Source organism: Corynebacterium parakroppenstedtii (assembly GCF_019754935.1).
GTDB classification, from domain to species: Bacteria; Actinomycetota; Actinomycetes; order Mycobacteriales; family Mycobacteriaceae; genus Corynebacterium; species Corynebacterium parakroppenstedtii.
Genome location: NZ_JAGSOA010000002.1, coordinates 390,080 through 408,681 on the forward strand (window position 1 = coordinate 390,080; position 18,602 = coordinate 408,681).

An 18,602-nucleotide genomic window follows, 5' to 3' on the forward strand; every position below is an offset into this window, starting at 1 on the left:
GTCCCCTGGGCACTATCAAAAATCGGGTGACCATTTCTTCGCTAGAGTGTAAGCATGAGTTCTCAGGTTGATCGATACGTCGCAGCCTCACCCGCACAACGTAAAGCTGATGTGAGAAAATACTCCGCCCGCGGCGCCATTTTCGCCGGTGTCGGAATTATCGCGCTGATTACCAGCGCAGTAGCAAGTTCGACATTCTTCATCATTATCAGCATTCTCATCGTTGCCGCTGGAGCATGGGATGGCTACAAAGTCATGAAAATCCTCAAGCACGAAGATACGTGGACATAAAACCTGGTCATGTCACCGACGAAACACAGCTCCGCAGCGGACAACACCTCCGCTGTTCGTACCGACATATGGGTATGGGCTGTCCGCCTATACAAAACCCGCACCGCTGCCACCGGCGCAGTCCGTGCTGGCCACGTCAAAGTCAACGGCAAACAAATCAAACCGGCACAAACAGTCGTCCCTGGCGACACTGTTCGCGCATGGTCACATCACCGGGAATTCATTGTCGAAGTCGTCAAAACTCCCACCAAACGTGTAGGCGCAGCCGTAGCACGAGAATGCTATATCGACCATTCCCCGCCACCACCATCACCCGAAATACTTGCGTCCATGCCGCGCCGGGATCGTGGTGCTGGCCGTCCCACTAAGAAAGAGCGTCGGCAAATGGAGAAGCTGCGGGGACGTCGGTAAAGACCTAATCAGAAGATGGGCGCTTAGTTTATTGTTTTCGCTCACTCCAGTACTTGAGCCCGACGGCGACGAGCACAAGGAGGATGAAAACAACGAGTGCCCACTTGGGCGGGAAGAACGCTAGGGAAAAGATCGCTGAAATAAGGATCAGGATGGCGTCTTGTGCGCGGAATTTCATCTTTCTGCTCCTTCACTGACGGTGTAATGAGGAAGTAATGGGTGAACTCCGTTGTTCATGAGGTGGGATGGCGATTAATCGTGATAGTCCTTCTGTGATGTGTCGAGTATAGCGGTGACCCGCAGTTCGTCAGATAATCTAACTATAATGGGTGAGACTACGATTTGCTTGCCGCGCCGAGTCCAGCATCAAGAAGTTTTTTCCATCGGTTGCCCAAGCGGCCCGAGCGGGTCTCACCGTGATCCCCGATATCGACAGTTTTCTTGATATGGTCACGCCCATATCGTGCCAAGAGAACATCATCGACCATGCGGACTTGCCCTGGAGGAAAATCTGGGTGCATGACTGCCCTGACCGCCTCGGCAAGGTCGTCGGACAGGAGCTCACGTAAACCACCGACGTCGGTGATCCCGTGGGCCGCCAACATTGCGTACGCGTAGCGGTAGTATTCGCTTTTTGAGCGGGGGAAAAGCGGCCCAAGGATGACCGTAAGCACGCCCGGCAGAATCTCCGGAGAGAGCGACGCATCGTCGGAACTATCGGTTGCTCGGGGAGTTTGGTTGGCAATGGACGCAATTTGGTCGAATTGCTGGTCGGCTAATTCGATAAGACCGGCAGCAAGAGTGAATGCCCGATCAATTCGTGGATCGCTTCCCGTATTTGGCCCCTTGTAGCGGACATCATGCTCAAATTCAGCCCACGCGTGTTGAAGGACAGTCCGAATTTGAACTTCCATCATTTGCCCTGAATATTCGGCTAATTCTTGAATCAGAATGTTGGTGGAGTCAGAGGTGATGTCTGGGATCCGGCAGATGAGATGCAGAGAACCATAACCGAACCCGCCAGCTATTCGGGTTTCAGCTGCTTTGTCGACGACACGGTCGATCTGGAAGTGCTGTTCGAGTACGCGACGGATTTCCGGGATCTCAGTGGAGTGAAAAGTTGTTACCCGTACACCAATAAAGTCGTAGGCGTCATCGAATCCGTGGGGGAAGAACCACTCACCGGTAGCAGTTTTCTTCTCTACCTTGTCTAACAGGCTGGGCAGCGCTTTGATTCGGGCAGTGACAGCGTCGAAAGCTATTCCGGAATCACCAAGGAGATCCTCGATCGTGTGAGCGAATTGCTTCGCGGCAAGTGGGTGCGCGGAGGTCCACGTCGCGTATTTCTTTCGTGCCTCGCGCTGCCTCGAGGTTTCCTTGGGCGGCTTGTGGTGGCGGTGGGACAAGGTTGAGTAAAGGTTCCTTTCGTATGATCCGTGACGACGGGTGGTCCGTTATGGACAGTACATAGTCTGGCTAGAACTTAGCGCGGAGATTCGTCGGGCAATGACGGTGTGTCACGAACCAGAACAGTGTACGGATGCTGGTGGAAGAGGTCCGCGAGAGCAATGTCGCCGCTGTACCGTTCACCCGTAAACCGGTCGGTCCACCGTCCGTCCGGAAGGGATAGTGCCGTGTCTTTCCATCCACCAGATCGTTCGAGTTCGAGTGGCTTTCGCGTGACCAGAACGACGACGTCCACGTCGGTATGGCGGCTACCTCGTGCGAAGCCTATAGCGTGATGAGCAGACGGACCTTGCGCAAAAACGGGGACGTAGGAGGCCCCGATAAAGCTATAGGGGCGTTCGCGACGAACCGCTAGTGCCACAGCTGTGACCGCGATCTTGCGAGCCTGGGAATCAGGAAGCAGGGGAATGTCGTTGACGTTAGGGCCCTCGGGTGATGACACATGAGCGCCGAGCCACACAGCGTCGCGGATTTCTGCCAAGGCGGCCCGTCGTAAGTGATAGTCGACGAAACGGCGGTTGTCGGGATCGACCAAACTGTCTTCGGGAAACTCAGTGCCTTGATAAATATCAGGTATCCCGGGGGCGAGGAGCTGAAGTAGTTTCCGTGACAGACTGACGATATGCCCAGCTGATGCTATCTTTTGCACAAAGCTGGTGATGAATTCTGCCGTCTCTTCTGTAAACAGCGAGTCAATCCATTCGTGGATGGACGTTTCGAATTCCTCATTGACATCTGTCCACTCGGTGTGCAAGCCGGCTTCGCGCACAGCCTTGGTGGCGTATTCGTGAAGTCGATCGATGAGCTGTGAGTCGATCCGACCCGATGTTGGCCACACGCCGATAATGTTCTGAATCAAGAACAGTGATGTCGCCGGATCCGGAGCAGGAGCGCGGGTGTCTAATTCGTTCAAGAAGCCCCGGTAATCATCGGGGATTTCAGTGAGCTCGATAATCCGCGCACGGGTATCTTCACCACGTTTCGTGTCGTGGGTTGTCAGCGTCGTCATGGACCGCGGCCACAAATTTGCCCGCTCGGACTGGAGAAGGTGGAATTCAGCCGCTGACACACCGAAAAGCCCAGGTGAACCCCCTACCTCTTGAAGAGCGATTAACCGGCACGCGCGATAGAAGGCAGTATCTTCAACCCCCTTCGCCATGACTGCACCACATACTTGGGCGAATCGTGTCCAGGCTTCCCCGTAGCTCATGAGACCTGCTGTCATGAGGTCGAGGGCCGCGCTCCGCTCGGGGTTATCGTGGGCCATCTTCCGGATAACAGTGGAGGTTAATCGCGAAAGCGATAGGTAATCGGCACGATAGACCGGCATATGGGCAATAACGTCGGTGACGGTCAGCGTCAGTTCCTCATCGGTGACATCCTTGCCGATGGTTGACCAGTTGTCATGCCGGATGGCGCGTGCCAGTCGGCGGACCTCTGCAGCCAGCTCATTCGTTGCGACATCGCGTTTCAGAGCGACGATGGCGGACTCATAACTGTCGGAATCCCAGGTCGATTCAGACCTTTCCTGCGCGATAGCACCCAGGCTCCTTTCAGCAGCACGGTTAATAAAGATGCCATCCAGTTCACGAAGCGCGTCGTAACCGGTCGTTCCGTCGACGTCGAGCCGCGGATCCAAAGGCTCGGCGTTGCCGAGGATCTTTTCGATGAGGAGTAATCGATGATCACCCACGACGCCACGAAGACGTGACAAATAACCGAACGGGTCGGCGAGCCCGTCGGGATGGTCGACGCGGACACCGTCGATAAAGCCGGCCGCGATGAGTTCCCGAAGTACCCGGTGTGTGTGCTCGAAGACAACGGGATCTTCTTGTCGGATTCCCGCAAGGCCGTTCACAGAGAAGAAACGACGGTAGCCGATGACACCATCGCGCCAATACCGCAGGGCATAGCGCTGTTTTGAGAGGACTTCGAGGGGGTCGTCTCCTTCTGTACCGGGGCGAACAGGGAAGTAGTTGCCGTAGTAGTCCAGGAGGAATCGGCAGGGTTCACCACTGCCTTCTACATGAGCAGGCGCGTTGTCCTCATCGACGGGGACGATAGTGATGGCATTGACGTCGTCGGGGCTGCCGAGAACCGGGATGCCTAGCTTCCCATCGGCGCCGTTGCCGGGGGACCAGTCGATGTCGAAATAGGAGTTGAATCGTGATTCTTCCCCGTAGGTGAGGACGTCCCACCACCACGGATTTTCTTTAGGTACGTCGATACCCAAGTGGTTGGGAACGATGTCAATGATGATTCCCAATCCTTCCTCATGCGCTGCCTGAGCTAATTCCTCGAATCCCTCGCGTCCTCCCAGGGTGGGATTCACTTCGGTGGGATCGATGACGTCGTAATTATGGTTCGACGACGATGGAGCGGTCAGGATGGGGGAGAGGTAGAGGTGAGAGACACCCAGTTCGTTGAGGTATGGCACGATGGCTTTGGCGTCGGCAAATGTGAAAGACCGCCCGTGCGGATCTGCATCCGGGCCGCGCAGTTGCAGCCGGTACGTGGCTGAGAGTGAACGGCGTGGCATGGTCTACCTCTTTCCTCATTGTCCCGTGGGATGGTTGATGTCCACGGCTTTAGTGTTCTCTGGCACCGTAATAGCTGCCAGGCGGTGTGGGCACGTAGGCATTGTGACGCGACAGAGCACTGTCACCTGCGCGGATTGATGTGTCCAGCATGGGCGCAGTTTGGCTACAGCTCGATCCAGGATTCCACTGTACTTGCTTTTCCGGAAAGGCCCAGGGTTCAGGAAAACGGTTGTCAATCTTCCATAGCTGGCGGAAGACCTCAAACGTACTATCGGGCCAATGGTTGTTTAACCATTGATGGACACGGAGAACAGACGGTGTGTCGTTGATGGGTATGGCGATGAGATTTCCGTTATTGATGCATCCGATCACCGTGGGACGAGACCATTGTTCATGGAGGTAGTCCCGGAGAATTCGCATGAGGATAGGGTGGCTCAGCCAGGCATGAGCGTTGGGTACTATTTGTTCTCCATCCGATTGCGGACGAGTCATGGTGCTCTGGGCCCGAGATTGAAATGATGCCTCTAACTGCAGCGATGAATCGTCGCAACTGTCCAGTGGGGGTGGAGGTGGTGTGCGAAGTTCCCACCCCGTTGCACCTGGAATAGTGGCGTCAAGAGAGCGGTAGTGAATTCGTAGGCCTTTTTCCGTAGAGAAGAACTCCAGGAAATTATCTGCTGCGCTGCCCCACGCGTGATTCGCTGGGCACGTGAGACTATCCCGATCGGCGGGCGTCCCGTGTTTATCAGTGAGCCGGGCTACAAGACCTGCACCGAGGTGAACGAGCGCGTCGCGGTACTGCGAGACCTGAGTCAGTGGTTGCAGTTCGAGTTGGTGGCTCTGCATGGGCGCATCGCCCAGTGAGCTGCTCAGTGTGCCGGTGTTAGAGCGTGTTTTGTCTACATCGAATGACGAAGCGGGACGGGAAGAAAGAAGCGAATCAGTTGCCTGATGAGGTGTCATGCTCCTTATTGACGACGCGACCGTCGTGTGGTTCCCAGCGACCTCAATATGTGGCGAGGGACACTTTGAAGTGACGCTACAGAGCTGCGTGGCACTACTGCGCTGTGGCGCTTCCACACTGCGCACACTCCCACGCATAGAAAAACCGGGTGACAGCTGCACTGCCACCCGTAATTCCATCACCAATGGGCTGAGTTAGTCCTGGTGTTGTCGCTATTAGCCTGCGATCGAAGCCTTGTATATGCCATCAATCGTGGTAGCCAAGGTGTTGTCGAACTCTTCCTGCGACTGATCAGCGGTCAGTCCCTCGAGGAGAGCGCGAGAGAACGATGCAATGAGGCCCTTGTTGCGGGAAAGGCGCTCGTTAGCGTCGTCACGCTCGTAACCACCGGACAGCGCTACAACACGCATAACCTTCGGGTGGTTGATGAGGTCTTCGTAGAAGTTATCGACGGTCGGGATGGAGACCTTAATCATGACCTGCTGGCCCTCGGGAATGTCATCCAGACCCTTCAGAAGGGCAGCCTTCAGAAGCTCTTCAGCTTCCTTCTTGTCGTCGATGGAGATGGTGACCTCGGGCTCAAGGATGGGAACCATGCCCTTGGCTAGGACCTGCTTACCAACCTCGAACTGCTGGTCAACAACAGCCTGGATACCCTCAGCGTTAGCAGCGTTAATAACCGAACGCTCCTTGGTGCCGAAGATGCCCTTCTCGACGCCACGGTCGAGGAGCTTATCGAGCTCAGGCATGGGCTTCATGACCTGAACGTCGTTTTCTTCGTCGGCCAGACCCTTGTCGATCTTGAGAAGCGGAACGATACCCTTCTTTTCCCAGAGGTACTGGGCGGTAGGAATGCCTTCAATCTCGCGGTCCATCGTCATTTCGAACAGGATGGCTGCGAGTACCTTCTCGGAGGTGAAGGATGGAGAGGTAATCAGACGGCTACGCATAGCGTGGACAAGATCAAACATCTCGGCATCAGAGGAATATGCGTCATCCTGGATGCCGTAAGCGCGAAGCGCCTTCGGGGTGGATCCGCCGGATTGGTCAAGGGCAGCGATGAAGCCCTTGGCCTCAGTCATGCGAGTGGCCTGCTCCTGGTTCATTACAACTCCTTCTATGTTGCCATCATGGGCAACGTCGATGTCGTGTAGACGTTCTCCGTTATTTGTGGGAGATCATCTGTCGCGCTCTATGGTAGCCCGAAAATGTCTGAATGAACACCGATCGGACAAAAAATTGCGATCATTTTTGGCGAGTTTTCACCGTCGTGCGCGTTGATTACAGCAGTGGGATAAGGGCAGAAGTGGAGTTTGCGACGAGTGTCAGTTCGTTTACGTGCGGTAATGCCCATTCGTAGCTAACCGCAACTAATCGGGCACATTATCGCCCTATTCGGGCATTGCGACGCATGAGAAAAAGTTGTGACAAACCTCACAGAGTTATATGGGGTGTAACCCAGGCTATGTGGCTCAACCCGTCCCTTTTCAGGCTCCGGTGGTGAGGTCCCGGCCTTCGATCCCCGCGTCTCAACTGTGAACCTGAAGAATCTCCTCGAAGGAAAACATGGAACCAGGTGTCGATCCTTAATTGAGATCTAGTGCATCGAGAAGTTGGCCTTGATTCCAGATCTCGATCTCTTGTCCCTTTTCCTGAAGCTCCTCAGCACGTTTCTGTTTCGACGTCTTCCCATTCCATTCTCCACAGACAAGGAGAGTGGTCTTCTTCGTCACATTCTTGCCGACGGTTCCGCCCGCCTGAGCGATCGCTTGCCACAGTTGTCCCTTATCCAGCGGAGAGAATTCCCCAGTCAACGTCACGTTTTTGCCAAAGAGCGGTCCATTGGGGTCGGCGTCGGTATTCGTCTCAGGGATGTCACGGGGAGTAGCAACGGATTCCCAGTTGGAAGGGCCACGGTTCCCCCGCGTTTGCCCATTTCGTGATGACTGCTGGTGATCCGACCGAGATCGTCGCGGTTTCCGGAAAAGTGACAGCGAATTGTCTTTCACTGTTCCGAACGTGTAGCCCGCCGATTCGACGACCTCCGCCATCGATTGGACGTCTGATGGCGGCTCAGTGTCGCGAGGAAAAATTCCGCACAAACTCAGCATGATTTCGCCACACGCGCGAGCATCTGCCAGGGCATCGTGATGATGAAATGCGTCCGAACCCGCCGATTGAGCCACCGTCGTCAATTTATAATTAGGAAGCTCGGGGTGGAGCGCGCGTGCAAGGAGGTAGGTGCAGGCGAAAGTAATGTCCGGAATGTCGACTTTTTCTGCCCGAGCGGCGTCCCGGAGGGCGACCATATCGAACTTGGCATTGTGGGCGACGATAGGGAGGTTTTCTTTCCTGAGGAGCTCTGCAAGTTGCTCTAACCGGTCATGGCACGACGGCTCATTGGCGACTTTATCAGGGGTAATCCCATGGATTGCGGTGGTCGCCGGCGTGAAATCTGGCCACGCCGAAGGTGGTTGGCACAGCCACGTGTGGGATTCAGCTTCTTTCCCCTCGTGATAGACGACGACGCCGAATTGGCAGATCGAACCATTAGCTTCATTCGCCGTTTCGACGTCAAAAGCAATAAATGAGGGCGGACGGGAGTCTAGTTTCCCATCGGCAGTCTGAGGAAAACCACTGCGCTGAGCATTGTTATCCCGCGCGGAAGAGCTATCGTCCTGTTTCTTCTCAGTTGATTTTGCTTGGTTGCCTTCTGCGCTGAGACTGGCTGTGCTGTTGTTCCGTTCACTGCTGCCAGCTAGACCGCCAAATGCCGACCGTGAATCCGTCTGATGAGAAACGGCCCGTGCTATCCGACGCAAGCTCTCCAAGTCATCAGCCTGCATCGCAGTGAGGGCTTCATTAGCGAAATCAATAATGGATGTGTCGACGGAGTGAGCCGGTGAAAATCGGAGAGCGTTAGGCGCGAATCGCGAGCGCCCTCGCGATATCGGGGGAGTGCCATCCAGGAATAGATCGATAAAACCTGGTTCAAGTGGGGTGGGGTCGGTCCGTGACCAACCACGAATTGAATCCCGATCGATCTTCGTCTCCGGGTCAAGATAAATCTGTGCAGCGGGGATCCGTGAGATCGTGACCCCGCTTTCACTGATATATGCCGTGCCACCGAGGATCGGGATTGCGGCAACATACTCAGCGGGCGTCGTCTCATCGTCGGTCTGAATTTGCGAAAAACTAGCGTCAGCTGGGATTTCAGTTCCCGGGGAAGAAATATCAGTGTCGGAATTCGTCATGGTGCACTCCACTCTAACCAGTTTTACGCCGAGCGATGGCAGGTAGCCTTATGCCGAATGCTATGCCGAGTGACGGCGCCGCCGGCACAGCACGACAACAGATCGGCTCTCAACGGGAACGGTTGATTCGGGCTTATAGACATCCGGGTCATCTTCGGAGAATCCAGTGGGCAGCGACGTATCGACGACGACGCTCCAGAGGCGCGACGGATCCGTGTCCTCTGGATCGCGCGATGCCTTCACCGCATCATCTTTCGGAAGAGTGAAATCTATCCGCTCATGGTGCGCGTTGAAGCACAAGATGAATGAATCATCGAAGATTTTTTGCCCCTGCTCGTCGGGTTCAGCAATCGCTTCTCCGCCGAGGTGAACCATGAGAGACCGTCCGAAGTCATGATCCCAGTCGGCCGTCGTCATGAGCGTTCCGGCGGGGGTCATCCACGCGATATCTCGATCTTGCACGTCGTACCCCAACGGGCCACCGGCCAGGAACCTCCGACGGCGGAACACGGGGTGATCATTGCGCAGCTCGATCAACCGTCGAGTGAAGTCAATCATATCTTTATTGTCTGTTGCCTGGGACCAATCCACCCACGACAATTCCGAATCTTGGCAGTAGACGTTGTTGTTCCCATTTTGGGTACGCCCCATTTCATCGCCGTGGCAGATCATGGGCGTGCCCTGGCTGAGCAGCAACGTCGTCAAGAAGTTTCGGATTTGACGGCCCCGCAGCTGGATAATGTCGGGATCATCCGTGGGGCCTTCAACGCCACAATTCCACGATCGGTTGTGAGATTCTCCGTCGCGGTTCTCTTCCTTATTAGCCTCGTTGTGTTTCTCGTTATAGCTGACGAGGTCATGGAGGGTGAACCCATCATGCGCGGTTACGAAGTTAATCGACGCGGTAGGACGTCGATCATTTGCAGCGTACAGATCTGACGATCCCGTCAACCGTGAAGCGAACTCACCCAATGTTGCAGGTTCGCCGCGCCAGAAGTCCCGGACAGTATCCCGGTACATTCCGTTCCATTCTGACCAGATGGCGGGGAAGTTTCCGACTTGGTAGCCGCCTTCGCCCACATCCCAAGGCTCGGCGATGAGCTTAACCTGGCTGACAATGGGATCTTGCTGCACAAGGTCGAAGAACGCTGACAGCCGATCGACATCATGAAGTTCACGCGCGAGGGTCGACGCAAGATCGAAGCGGAATCCGTCAATATGCATTTCGGTAACCCAGTACCGCAACGAATCCATAATCAATTGCAGCGTGTGGGGATGCCGGACATTCAGACTATTTCCCGTACCCGTGTAGTCCATATAGTGCTGACGGTCATCATCGACCAGGCGATAATAGGCCGCGTTGTCGATACCCCGGAAGCTCAGCGTCGGCCCCATATGGTTGCCTTCAGCCGTGTGGTTATAGACGACGTCGAGAATGACTTCGATGTCATTGTCGTGGAAAGCCCGCACCATGTTCTTGAACTCAGAAACAGCGGCGCCGGGTTTCTTGGCAGCTGCGTAATCTTGGTGAGGCGCCAAGAAGCCGAAGGTGTTGTATCCCCAGTAGTTGCTGAGACCGAGCTCGTGGAGCCGATCGTCCTGATAGAACTGGTGGATAGGCATGAGCTCGATAGCCGTTACACCAAGGTCTTTGAGGTACTTGACGATCGAGGGGTGAGCAAGGCCAGCGTAGGTACCGCGATAATTCTCGGGCACGTCAGGGTGCGTCATGGTCATGCCCTTGACGTGAGCTTCGTAAACAACGGTCTTGTTCATCGGGTGCCGCGGTAGCCGATCAGACCCCCAATCGAAATAGGGGTTGATGACGACGGACAACATGGTGTGGCCCAAGCTGTCGTCAGTATTGCGTTCATCGGGGTTATCGATGTCATAGCTGAACAGGGAAGCGTCGCCGTCGAATTTCCCATCGAAAGCCTTTGCATAGGGATCGAGCAGTATTTTCGACGGGTCGCAGCGAAGGCCCTGATGCGGGTCCCATGGGCCATGAACGCGGTAGCCGTAGCGTTGTCCTGGGATAATTCCGGGTAGATAGCAGTGCCAAATGTGGGCGTCGACCTCGCGCATATCAATGCGGGTCTCGGCGCCATCACTGTCAATCAGGCAGAGTTCTACCTTGTCGGCGACCTCTGAGAACAGAGCAAAGTTCGTTCCCGAGCCATCGTATGTTGATCCCAGAGGGTATGAGTTTCCCGGCCATACGACGGGGTCAGGGGCGTTATCGGAGGATGTCGCCGACGATCGATCGTTGTCTGTGGCGTCATCTGTGGCTGGAGAAGTTGCTTGCCCGGATATCGTTGGGGCCTCGTGGTCATTATCGACGATCTTCTCGGAAGCCTGCTCCTGTGTATTTGTCATGACGTTAATTTTAGCGGGGAGGGTGGACAAACCATGATTTCCCCGCGTGAGATTGAGCTATTCCGTCGAGGATGATTCGTAATCCTGCATTTGCGCTTGCGCTGAGCAGTGCTCTCCACGCGCCAATATTCGCAGTGCTACGTGTCAGCAGTTCGTCCCACTCAGAAGCACGTGGATGGCTTGATGCGGAGTAAGAAACATCGTCGTCTGTTTGGGATGATGCGTCGTTGTTTCCATCGTGGTCATCGTCGGCAGTGAAAACTGAAGAGGCAACAATTTTCGACGCCTCCGCCGCTGTTTGCTCACGGATGGCGAGACCGAGGATGAAGGAGATGAGCGTTGTTGAGCCGTCGAGGATTGCGTTCTCGTCGTCATCAGGAAGAGAAGAACGTAGGATTTGCGACAATGCGGCGATAGGGTCGTTGGTTACCATTCCCGCTGGTAGTGCGGCTGAAATGAGGTCTGCAGCGTCCCGACAACAGATGCATTGTCGGTAAAATCCGGCGCAGAATATATATGCATGTCGATACCATTGAGGGTGAGGGGGTTGCGACGTCGTCGCCGGTACGTCATCCGATATTGGTGATAATTCGGAATCGTGCGATCCTTCGTCGTCATCGACGCTTTTAAGAAGTCGCTCCTTAAGGTCATCCAGAGGGGAAAGAAGCTCATCAGCTACTCCACCGAGGAGGGCCTGCTTGTTGGGAAAATGCCAGTACAGTGCAGCTGGGGCGACGTCTAAGGTGCGGGCGAGTCGCCGAATCGTGAGATCTCCTAACCCGTACTCGTGCAGAATGTTTAGAGCACTCGTGATGATCGCCGTCGTTGTGAGCTGCATGCCTTCAAAGATAAACCGTTCGTGGACTGCGTTTCGAGCAAAGTAGCGTAGTTTTTCGCAATGACGGCAATCGTCGCCGGGGTATTCGACGTCGGCTAGCGTGTCGCCAGTGGACGTGTCGCGCTAAGGTGTCAAAACTCTGTGAGAACCCTGGAAGCTTTGGGGAATATGCGGATATTAATAGTAGGAAAGGTAGAATGACCGCGGTATCTTAGTGGTAAAGGAGCTATGTGTCGTGCCAGATGTAGTGTTGTCAGAAGCAGATGAGGTACAGGCTGCGGATCAGGGCGATAAAAGGGGACGGTCTCGCGCGCAGGTACGTCGGTGGGGGGCCGCGCTCATGACTGCATCGCTATGTGGGGCATTAGCAGCCTGTTCACACGGGTCATCGTCGGATGATGAAACGAGTTCTTCGGCAGCGCAGGCATCGTCGAGTAGTTCTTCTGCGAAACCCGCATCGTCTGCTGAAGCAACACAGCCGCCCGCAACGCAGTCAGATAACGCCGCCGGTGATCAGCAGTCTGGTGGTGCGAAACTCGGTGCGGATATTCCCACCGTTCCAGACTCGAATGAAACCCCGTCAAGTGGGCCCAAGCCGATCAACGGAAAGCCTGGTAGTGAACAAGACGTGGAGAGCATTAAGGATGCTCTTGGCCACTACGGGGATACCTCCGGAACCGTGCGTCACTACTACGAAAGCACGAAAGCCTATACATGCAAGGATCGCATTGCTGCCCATCCGGAAGTGTTCTCTGACGAGAACATCAATTCTCTGCCCAATGAGTCAATTGACAAGATGGGCTTAGCTGGGTCGATCCCGAAATTTAACAACATCTCCAACATCAAAGTCGACGGTGACCGGGCGACTGCGTCGGTAAACACCACGTTCAATGGTGCGACCTCGACGGGGACGATGTTGTTCACCAAGGAAGATGGTCAGTGGAAAGTCTGCTCTGACTAGAAATTACCCCCTTGCTGTGTCTCATTGAACAGTGTTCAGGAATGGAATAACCTTGAACACAACGATGGTGGTTATCCGGAGAATCACCACGGTTATGGAGGTACAGCATTATGTCGGAGAACACGACGCAACAGACAAGAACAAGTCAGTCGGCTACCAGCACTGATACAGCCTCGGCCGAACAAGACATTTTGGACCTGGCCCGCGAAAAGGTCCTTGAGCGTGGAGAAGGGCTTTCTCAACCAGAAATTGTTCGGGCGATGACGATTTCCGACGATCGTATCGACGAACTCCTTGCTCTGGCGCACGAGGTTCGGCTGCGCTGGTGTGGCGATGCAGTTGAGGCAGAAGGAATCATCTCCCTGAAAACGGGTGGGTGCCCGGAAGACTGCCACTTCTGTGCACAGTCGGGACTTTTCGAATCGCCTGTCCGGTCGGCGTGGCTCGATATCCCGGCCCTTGTGGAAGCTGCTAAACAAACAGCAAAGACGGGCGCGACGGAATTTTGTATCGTTGCCGCCGTCAAAGGGCCTGACGAACGCTTGATGAGCCAGCTTGAAGAGGCCATCGCTGCGATTAAAGCAGAAGTCGACATCGAAGTTGCTGCCTCCATCGGCATTCTCACCAAAGAGCAAGTAGAACGCCTGGCGAAGGCAGGGGTCCACCGCTACAACCACAACCTTGAAACCGCGAAGAGCTACTTCCCCCACGTGGTAACAACCCACTCTTGGGAGAAGCGTCGCGAGACCTGCGAGATGGTCCGTGACGCAGGCATGGAAGTCTGCTGTGGCGGCATCGTGGGAATGGGGGAGACCGTTGAGCAACGCGCAGAGTTCGCTGCTCAATTGGCTGAACTCCGCCCCGACGAAGTCCCCATGAACTTCCTTGATCCTCGCCCCGGCACGCCCTTCGCCAACCGTCCAGTCATGGAATCGAACGAAGCGCTCAAGACCATTGGAGCTTTCCGCTTAGCACTGCCCAAGACCATTTTGCGGTTCGCCGGTGGACGAGAACTCACCCTGGGCGACCTGGGCGCAGAAAAAGGCCTCCTCGGTGGCATTAACGCGATCATCGTCGGTAACTACTTGACGACGCTGGGTCGCCCCCAGGAAACCGACGTCGACATGCTTAACCGGTTGCACCTGCCGATTAAAGCTCTGAATGCGACTGTCTAAGGTGGCGCAATGTCGGAAGTAACCACTGCTCGCGAGGGAGTACCGAAGAAGAAGCCCGTTCGGCGTCGGCCCCGTAAAATTGCCTCCACCGAGTTGGCGGATGCCATCATCGCTGGCGACAAACCCCTTTACGATCCTTTCACTGGAACTGAACTCAGTACCGGCGAGACTCCCCACTATTCACCCTCCATGAGGGCGGGGCTCGAAGCACCACGATTTTGCCAGTTGTGTGGTCGACGAATGGTGGTCCAGGTTCGCCCAGATGGATGGACTGCGGTCTGCTCGAGGCACGGGGAGCTAGATTCTGTTCTCCTCGACCCCCATCGCTAAATTGACCACGCATCCCCATTATTGTGGCCACCCCTATAATGGTTCCGGTGTTACGTTCTGAGCGGTATCGCCGTGCCCTGATAGTTTTGGTGACTATCCTTGCTGTCTTCGCCGTGGGTGGATGCGTGTGGGGAATTTTCATTCCAACTTCCGCCGCCACGGTGGACAGTGGTTACCTGTCGACAGATCCGACTCAAGATGGGCGAGAGTTTACCGGTTTTGTAACCCTCGTTGCTGGCCTTTTTGTGCTGTCGATGGGCAGTGCACTGGCAGCGTGGGGATGGGCGCCACGTTCGCGTGGTCCAGCCATGATATGGCTCCTAGCTATAGTGGCGATGCTCGGGGGGATTATTTTTACCGACGTGGGAAACGCTGTCGCTTCTAGCTTGCACCCACTCCCGGATGTTGACGATGTTCATTCCGGCCAAACTATTACGTGGGCTCCTCACATTACTCCAGGAGCGGCTCTTGCTGTCCCACCGTTATTGGCGTCACTGACATATTGGTGTGCGGCTGTCGTGGGGAAGGGGGATTTTCCTGATGAAGTGCCTTCTCTTGAGCGTCACAACAGCACGGTAGATTAGCATTACACGAAAGAAGCAGTAATGGCCGTCTCGTAGGCCCCGGCAAAACTTAAGGATAACAATGCTTGCCCTAACCGACATGCGTGGAACTCACCCGACTGTTAGTGAACTTCGTGCCACTTTGCCTCGGGGTGGGACCGACATCGATTCAGTGATTCCAACAGTTCAGCCCATTGTTGAGGCCGTGCAGGAAAACGGCGTAAGGGCTGCACAAGAGTATGGGCAGCGTTTTGATGGTGTTGTACCGAAGAGCATCCGAGTTCCGCACAACGTGATTGCCGACGCTGTGGAGTCCCTGGATGTGTCCGTGCGAGAGGCATTAGAACACGCCATCGAGCGCGTTCGACGGGTCCATGCTGCGATTAAGCCCACTGACAACGTTATTTCTGTCACCGAGGGCGGTGTGGTGACTGAAAAATTCATCCCGATCGGCCGAGTTGGTTTGTACGTCCCTGGTGGACAGGCCGTTTATCCGTCGAGTGTCATTATGAATGTTGTGCCGGCGCAGGAGGCAGGGGTCGGTTCGCTCGTCGTTGCTTCGCCTCCGCAAAAAGAATGTGGTGGATGGCCACACCCGACGATTCTTGCTGCGTGTGGTCTTCTTGGTGTTGATGAAGTGTGGTCGGTTGGCGGCGCACAGGCAATAGCTCTCATGGCTTATGGTGACGAGCGAGCAGATGATCCATTGGTGCCGGTTGATATGGTGACCGGGCCAGGCAATATTTTCGTCACCGCAGCGAAGCGCTTGTGTCGTAGTGTCGTTGGGATTGATGCAGAAGCGGGACCGACGGAAATAGCAATTATCGCTGATTCCACTGCTGATCCGGTTCATGTCGCCTATGACCTCATTAGCCAGGCGGAGCATGATCCGATGGCCGCTAGCGTTTTGATAACGGATTCCGCATCATTTGCTCAGCAAGTTGATGAAGAAGTAGAGAAGCGGTATTCAATTACCCGGAATACCGATCGTGTCGCTCAGGCTTTGCAGGGTAAACAGTCTGGCATCATTCTTGTCGACGACATACCAGCTGCGATTCGGGTGGCTGATGCTTATGCGCCCGAGCATCTCGAAATTCAGACACACAATGCCCGTGAGGATGCAGCTCAGATCCTTAATGCGGGGGCTATTTTCGTCGGGCCTTTCTCACCAGTTCCGCTGGGGGATTACGCCGCTGGATCAAACCATGTTCTTCCCACATCGGGATCGGCGCGGTATAGCTCCGGTTTATCGACGCATACCTTCGTCAAGTCGGTTCATGTCATTGAATACGATGAAGCTGCGCTTAAAGGCACGGCCGATACTATCGTCGCTCTTTCAAATGCGGAGCAGCTTCCGGCGCATGGTGAAGCAGTACGTGCTCGGTTCGAGGACCTTACAGCCGGGAATAAGTAACCCTAACGAATTAAGGAGACGGATAGGGGCGGAAGAGCGAAGTTTTTTCGCAACCATACGTGGATAGAAAAGGGGAGAGTGCATAGTGGCACCGACGAATGATGATCAGAAATTATCACGTGGCAGTGGTGAGAACAGTACCGCCGATAAGTCCCACACATTAGGAGGAAATGTCACGCTTGATGCCCTACCTCTGCGTGAAGAATTCCGCGGGGAAACTGCGTATGGGGCCCCGCAATTAGAGCTCGACGTCAGATTAAATACGAATGAGAATCCGTATCCTCCGTCGCCACGAATAGTTGCCGATCTCGTTAAAGAAGTGGAAAAGGTGGCGTCGGGGCTTAACCGCTATCCCGAGCGTGATTTCATTATTCTGCGCCAGGAGCTTGCGCGGTATGTGTCGGGACAAACCGGTGTGGCTGTGAATGAAGACAACATATGGGCTGCTAATGGGTCCAATGAGGTTCTTCAAGAGCTCTTGCAGGCTTTTGGAGGGCCTGGTCGGCGAGCATTAGGGTTCACTCCCAGTTATTCCATGCACCCAATTCTTGCCGCTGGGACGCACACGGAGTTCGTCGAATGCCCACGACAAGAAGCTCGTGGCTTTTCTATTGATATCGACGAAGCGACTGCGGCTATTAAGAACTACCGTCCGTCGGTTGTCTTTATTACGACGCCGAATAATCCGACTGGCGGTACAACAAGTTTGGATAATATTCGGGTCCTGCTGGATGTTGTTTCTGATCCAGACGTTGATGGCATCGTCATTGTTGATGAGGCTTATGGTGAATTCGATGATGGCCCGAGCGCATGTGAATTGTTGAAGGATTATCCTGACCGACTCGTCGTATCCCGAACGATGAGTAAAGCATTTGACTTCGCTGGTGGTCGGTTGGGGTATTTTGTCGCTGCTCCAGCTTTTGTCGAAGCTGTTATGTTGGTCCGGCTTCCTTACCACTTATCGGCATTATCGCAGGCTGCTGCGACTGTCGCGCTACGGTATTCTTCCGATACGTTGTCCTCGGTGGAAAAAATAATTCGCGAACGTGAGCGGGTTCAGGATTCATTGCAGAAACTGGGATTCTCTGTTGTCCCGAGTAAGTCTAATTTCCTTTTCTTTAAAGTCATTCCCGATGAGTCAACGAACTCCTCTAGCACGGCGCCCGCTAATGGAGATGCGTCACGTCGCGAGCTCACACAAGCAGCGTGGCAGGCGTTCCTTGATCGTGGAGTCCTCATCCGAGATGTAGGGGTCGACGGATATTTGCGGGTGACCATCGGACTTCCGACAGAGAATGATGAGTTCCTTTCCGCGGCTGGCCAGTATGCGAGTGAACACAACGGGTTACGGTGAACCATATGAGCAATAACAATGACGAGAGTCTGAATCAGCAAGAAAGAAATAGCGGAGAATTCCCCTCCCGACGGGGCCATTGTGAGCGCGAGACGAAAGAATCGCGAATCACCGTTGACATTAACCTCGACGGTTCTGGCGCTACTGACATTTCGACGGGATTGCCATTCTTCGACCACATGCTGAATGCGGTGGGAACCCACGGCAGCTTTGACTTAACAGTTAAAGCAGAGGGTGATATCGATGTTGATGCTCACCACACCGTGGAAGATACGGCCATTGTTATGGGCGAGGCATTACACGAAGCTTTGGGAGATAAAGCCGGTATCCGCCGATTCGGGTCAAGTTTTATCCCGATGGATGAGACGCTAGCCCAAGCTGTCGTTGATGTGTCGGGACGACCGTATTGCGTCACGCGCGGTGAGCCCCAAGAGATGATGAATACGGTGATTGGTAATCACTATGCAACCGTGATTAACCAGCACTTCTTCGAATCTCTCGCTTTCCACGCGCGTATTGCTTTACACGTCCGCGTTCTTTATGGACGCGATCCGCATCACATTACGGAGGCTGAATACAAGGCAGTTGCCCGCGCCCTCCGCGAGGCCGTTGAGCGTGACCCGAGAATTCATGGTGTTCCATCCACGAAAGGGGCACTGTAAAT

At 54.7% G+C, this 18,602-nt stretch carries 18 protein-coding genes and 1 pseudogene; 9 read left to right on the forward strand and 10 right to left on the reverse strand.

Annotated features, from left to right (window positions below; all coding sequences use genetic code 11):
• Window positions 1–54: 54 nt before the first annotated feature.
• Together KCQ76_RS08210 and KCQ76_RS08215 are read left to right on the forward strand one after the other, a co-directional pair.
• Window positions 55–291 carry a hypothetical protein gene (locus KCQ76_RS08210; protein ID WP_046202983.1) on the forward strand — a complete coding sequence of 79 codons (237 nt, stop codon included), beginning with the start codon at window positions 55–57 and terminating at the stop codon, window positions 289–291.
• Window positions 292–300: 9 nt separating this feature from the next.
• The gene (locus KCQ76_RS08215; protein ID WP_046202982.1) at window positions 301–702 is read left to right on the forward strand and encodes an Hsp15 family ribosome-associated heat shock protein; all 402 of its coding nucleotides are present in this window, start codon (window positions 301–303) and stop codon (window positions 700–702) included.
• Between the two features lie 28 nt (window positions 703–730).
• Here KCQ76_RS08215 and KCQ76_RS08220 read toward each other — a convergent pair whose 3' ends face one another.
• The 10 genes and pseudogenes from KCQ76_RS08220 to KCQ76_RS11100 all read right to left on the reverse strand — a co-directional run.
• Window positions 731–880, reverse strand: a complete 150-nt coding sequence (locus KCQ76_RS08220) for a hypothetical protein (protein ID WP_156441630.1) — start codon at window positions 878–880, stop codon at window positions 731–733.
• 157 nt (window positions 881–1,037) lie between these two features.
• On the reverse strand, window positions 1,038–2,108 hold the full coding sequence (locus tag KCQ76_RS08225; RefSeq protein WP_046205226.1) for a GTP pyrophosphokinase: 1,071 nt from the start codon (window positions 2,106–2,108) through the stop codon (window positions 1,038–1,040).
• Between the two features lie 77 nt (window positions 2,109–2,185).
• Window positions 2,186–4,708 carry a malto-oligosyltrehalose synthase gene (gene treY / locus KCQ76_RS08230; RefSeq protein WP_060941948.1) on the reverse strand — a complete coding sequence of 841 codons (2,523 nt, stop codon included), beginning with the start codon at window positions 4,706–4,708 and terminating at the stop codon, window positions 2,186–2,188.
• A 49-nt stretch (window positions 4,709–4,757) separates the two neighbouring features.
• Window positions 4,758–5,672: a hypothetical protein gene (locus tag KCQ76_RS08235; RefSeq protein ID WP_046202980.1), complete on the reverse strand. Its 915-nt coding sequence runs from the start codon at window positions 5,670–5,672 to the stop codon at window positions 4,758–4,760.
• A gap of 216 nt (window positions 5,673–5,888) precedes the next feature.
• Window positions 5,889–6,779, reverse strand: a complete 891-nt coding sequence (locus KCQ76_RS08240; RefSeq protein WP_046202979.1) for a fructose bisphosphate aldolase — start codon at window positions 6,777–6,779, stop codon at window positions 5,889–5,891.
• Window positions 6,780–7,259: 480 nt separating this feature from the next.
• Window positions 7,260–8,927 (reverse strand): exonuclease domain-containing protein, encoded by a 1,668-nt coding sequence (locus tag KCQ76_RS08245; protein WP_052722315.1) that lies wholly within the window; start codon window positions 8,925–8,927, stop codon window positions 7,260–7,262.
• 60 nt (window positions 8,928–8,987) lie between these two features.
• Window positions 8,988–11,303, reverse strand: a complete 2,316-nt coding sequence (gene glgX, locus KCQ76_RS08250) for a glycogen debranching protein GlgX (protein ID WP_235428820.1) — start codon at window positions 11,301–11,303, stop codon at window positions 8,988–8,990.
• Between the two features lie 10 nt (window positions 11,304–11,313).
• Entirely contained in the window at window positions 11,314–11,736 is a 423-nt protein-coding gene (locus KCQ76_RS10875; RefSeq protein ID WP_235428827.1) for a hypothetical protein, read from the reverse strand.
• Window positions 11,730–11,975, reverse strand: coding sequence for a hypothetical protein (locus KCQ76_RS10880; protein ID WP_235428826.1), 246 nt, complete (start codon window positions 11,973–11,975; stop codon window positions 11,730–11,732). Before KCQ76_RS10880 ends, KCQ76_RS10875 begins: the two co-directional genes overlap by 7 nt.
• 73 nt (window positions 11,976–12,048) lie before the next feature.
• Window positions 12,049–12,141, reverse strand: a pseudogene (locus KCQ76_RS11100) (TetR family transcriptional regulator); the annotation flags it as partial.
• A 235-nt stretch (window positions 12,142–12,376) separates the two neighbouring features.
• On the opposite strand from KCQ76_RS11100, the gene KCQ76_RS08260 reads away from it, so the two are divergent.
• The 7 genes from KCQ76_RS08260 (at window position 12,377) to hisB (ending at window position 18,600) form a co-directional block, all read left to right on the forward strand.
• Window positions 12,377–13,102, forward strand: coding sequence for an Rv0361 family membrane protein (locus KCQ76_RS08260; protein WP_046202978.1), 726 nt, complete (start codon window positions 12,377–12,379; stop codon window positions 13,100–13,102).
• Between the two features lie 110 nt (window positions 13,103–13,212).
• Entirely contained in the window at window positions 13,213–14,277 is a 1,065-nt protein-coding gene (gene bioB, locus KCQ76_RS08265) for a biotin synthase BioB (RefSeq protein ID WP_082089884.1), read from the forward strand.
• A gap of 9 nt (window positions 14,278–14,286) precedes the next feature.
• A complete protein-coding gene (gene bsaP, locus KCQ76_RS08270) occupies window positions 14,287–14,607 on the forward strand; it encodes a biotin synthase auxiliary protein BsaP (RefSeq protein WP_231725387.1) in 321 nt (106 codons plus the stop codon).
• Between the two features lie 47 nt (window positions 14,608–14,654).
• Window positions 14,655–15,191: a hypothetical protein gene (locus KCQ76_RS08275; protein WP_146003176.1), complete on the forward strand. Its 537-nt coding sequence runs from the start codon at window positions 14,655–14,657 to the stop codon at window positions 15,189–15,191.
• Between the two features lie 61 nt (window positions 15,192–15,252).
• On the forward strand, window positions 15,253–16,584 hold the full coding sequence (gene hisD, locus KCQ76_RS08280; RefSeq protein WP_046202976.1) for a histidinol dehydrogenase: 1,332 nt from the start codon (window positions 15,253–15,255) through the stop codon (window positions 16,582–16,584).
• A gap of 193 nt (window positions 16,585–16,777) precedes the next feature.
• On the forward strand, window positions 16,778–17,938 hold the full coding sequence (locus KCQ76_RS08285; protein ID WP_236881218.1) for a histidinol-phosphate transaminase: 1,161 nt from the start codon (window positions 16,778–16,780) through the stop codon (window positions 17,936–17,938).
• A 5-nt stretch (window positions 17,939–17,943) separates the two neighbouring features.
• A complete protein-coding gene (hisB, locus tag KCQ76_RS08290) occupies window positions 17,944–18,600 on the forward strand; it encodes an imidazoleglycerol-phosphate dehydratase HisB (RefSeq protein WP_235428819.1) in 657 nt (218 codons plus the stop codon).
• Window positions 18,601–18,602 lie beyond the last annotated feature (2 nt).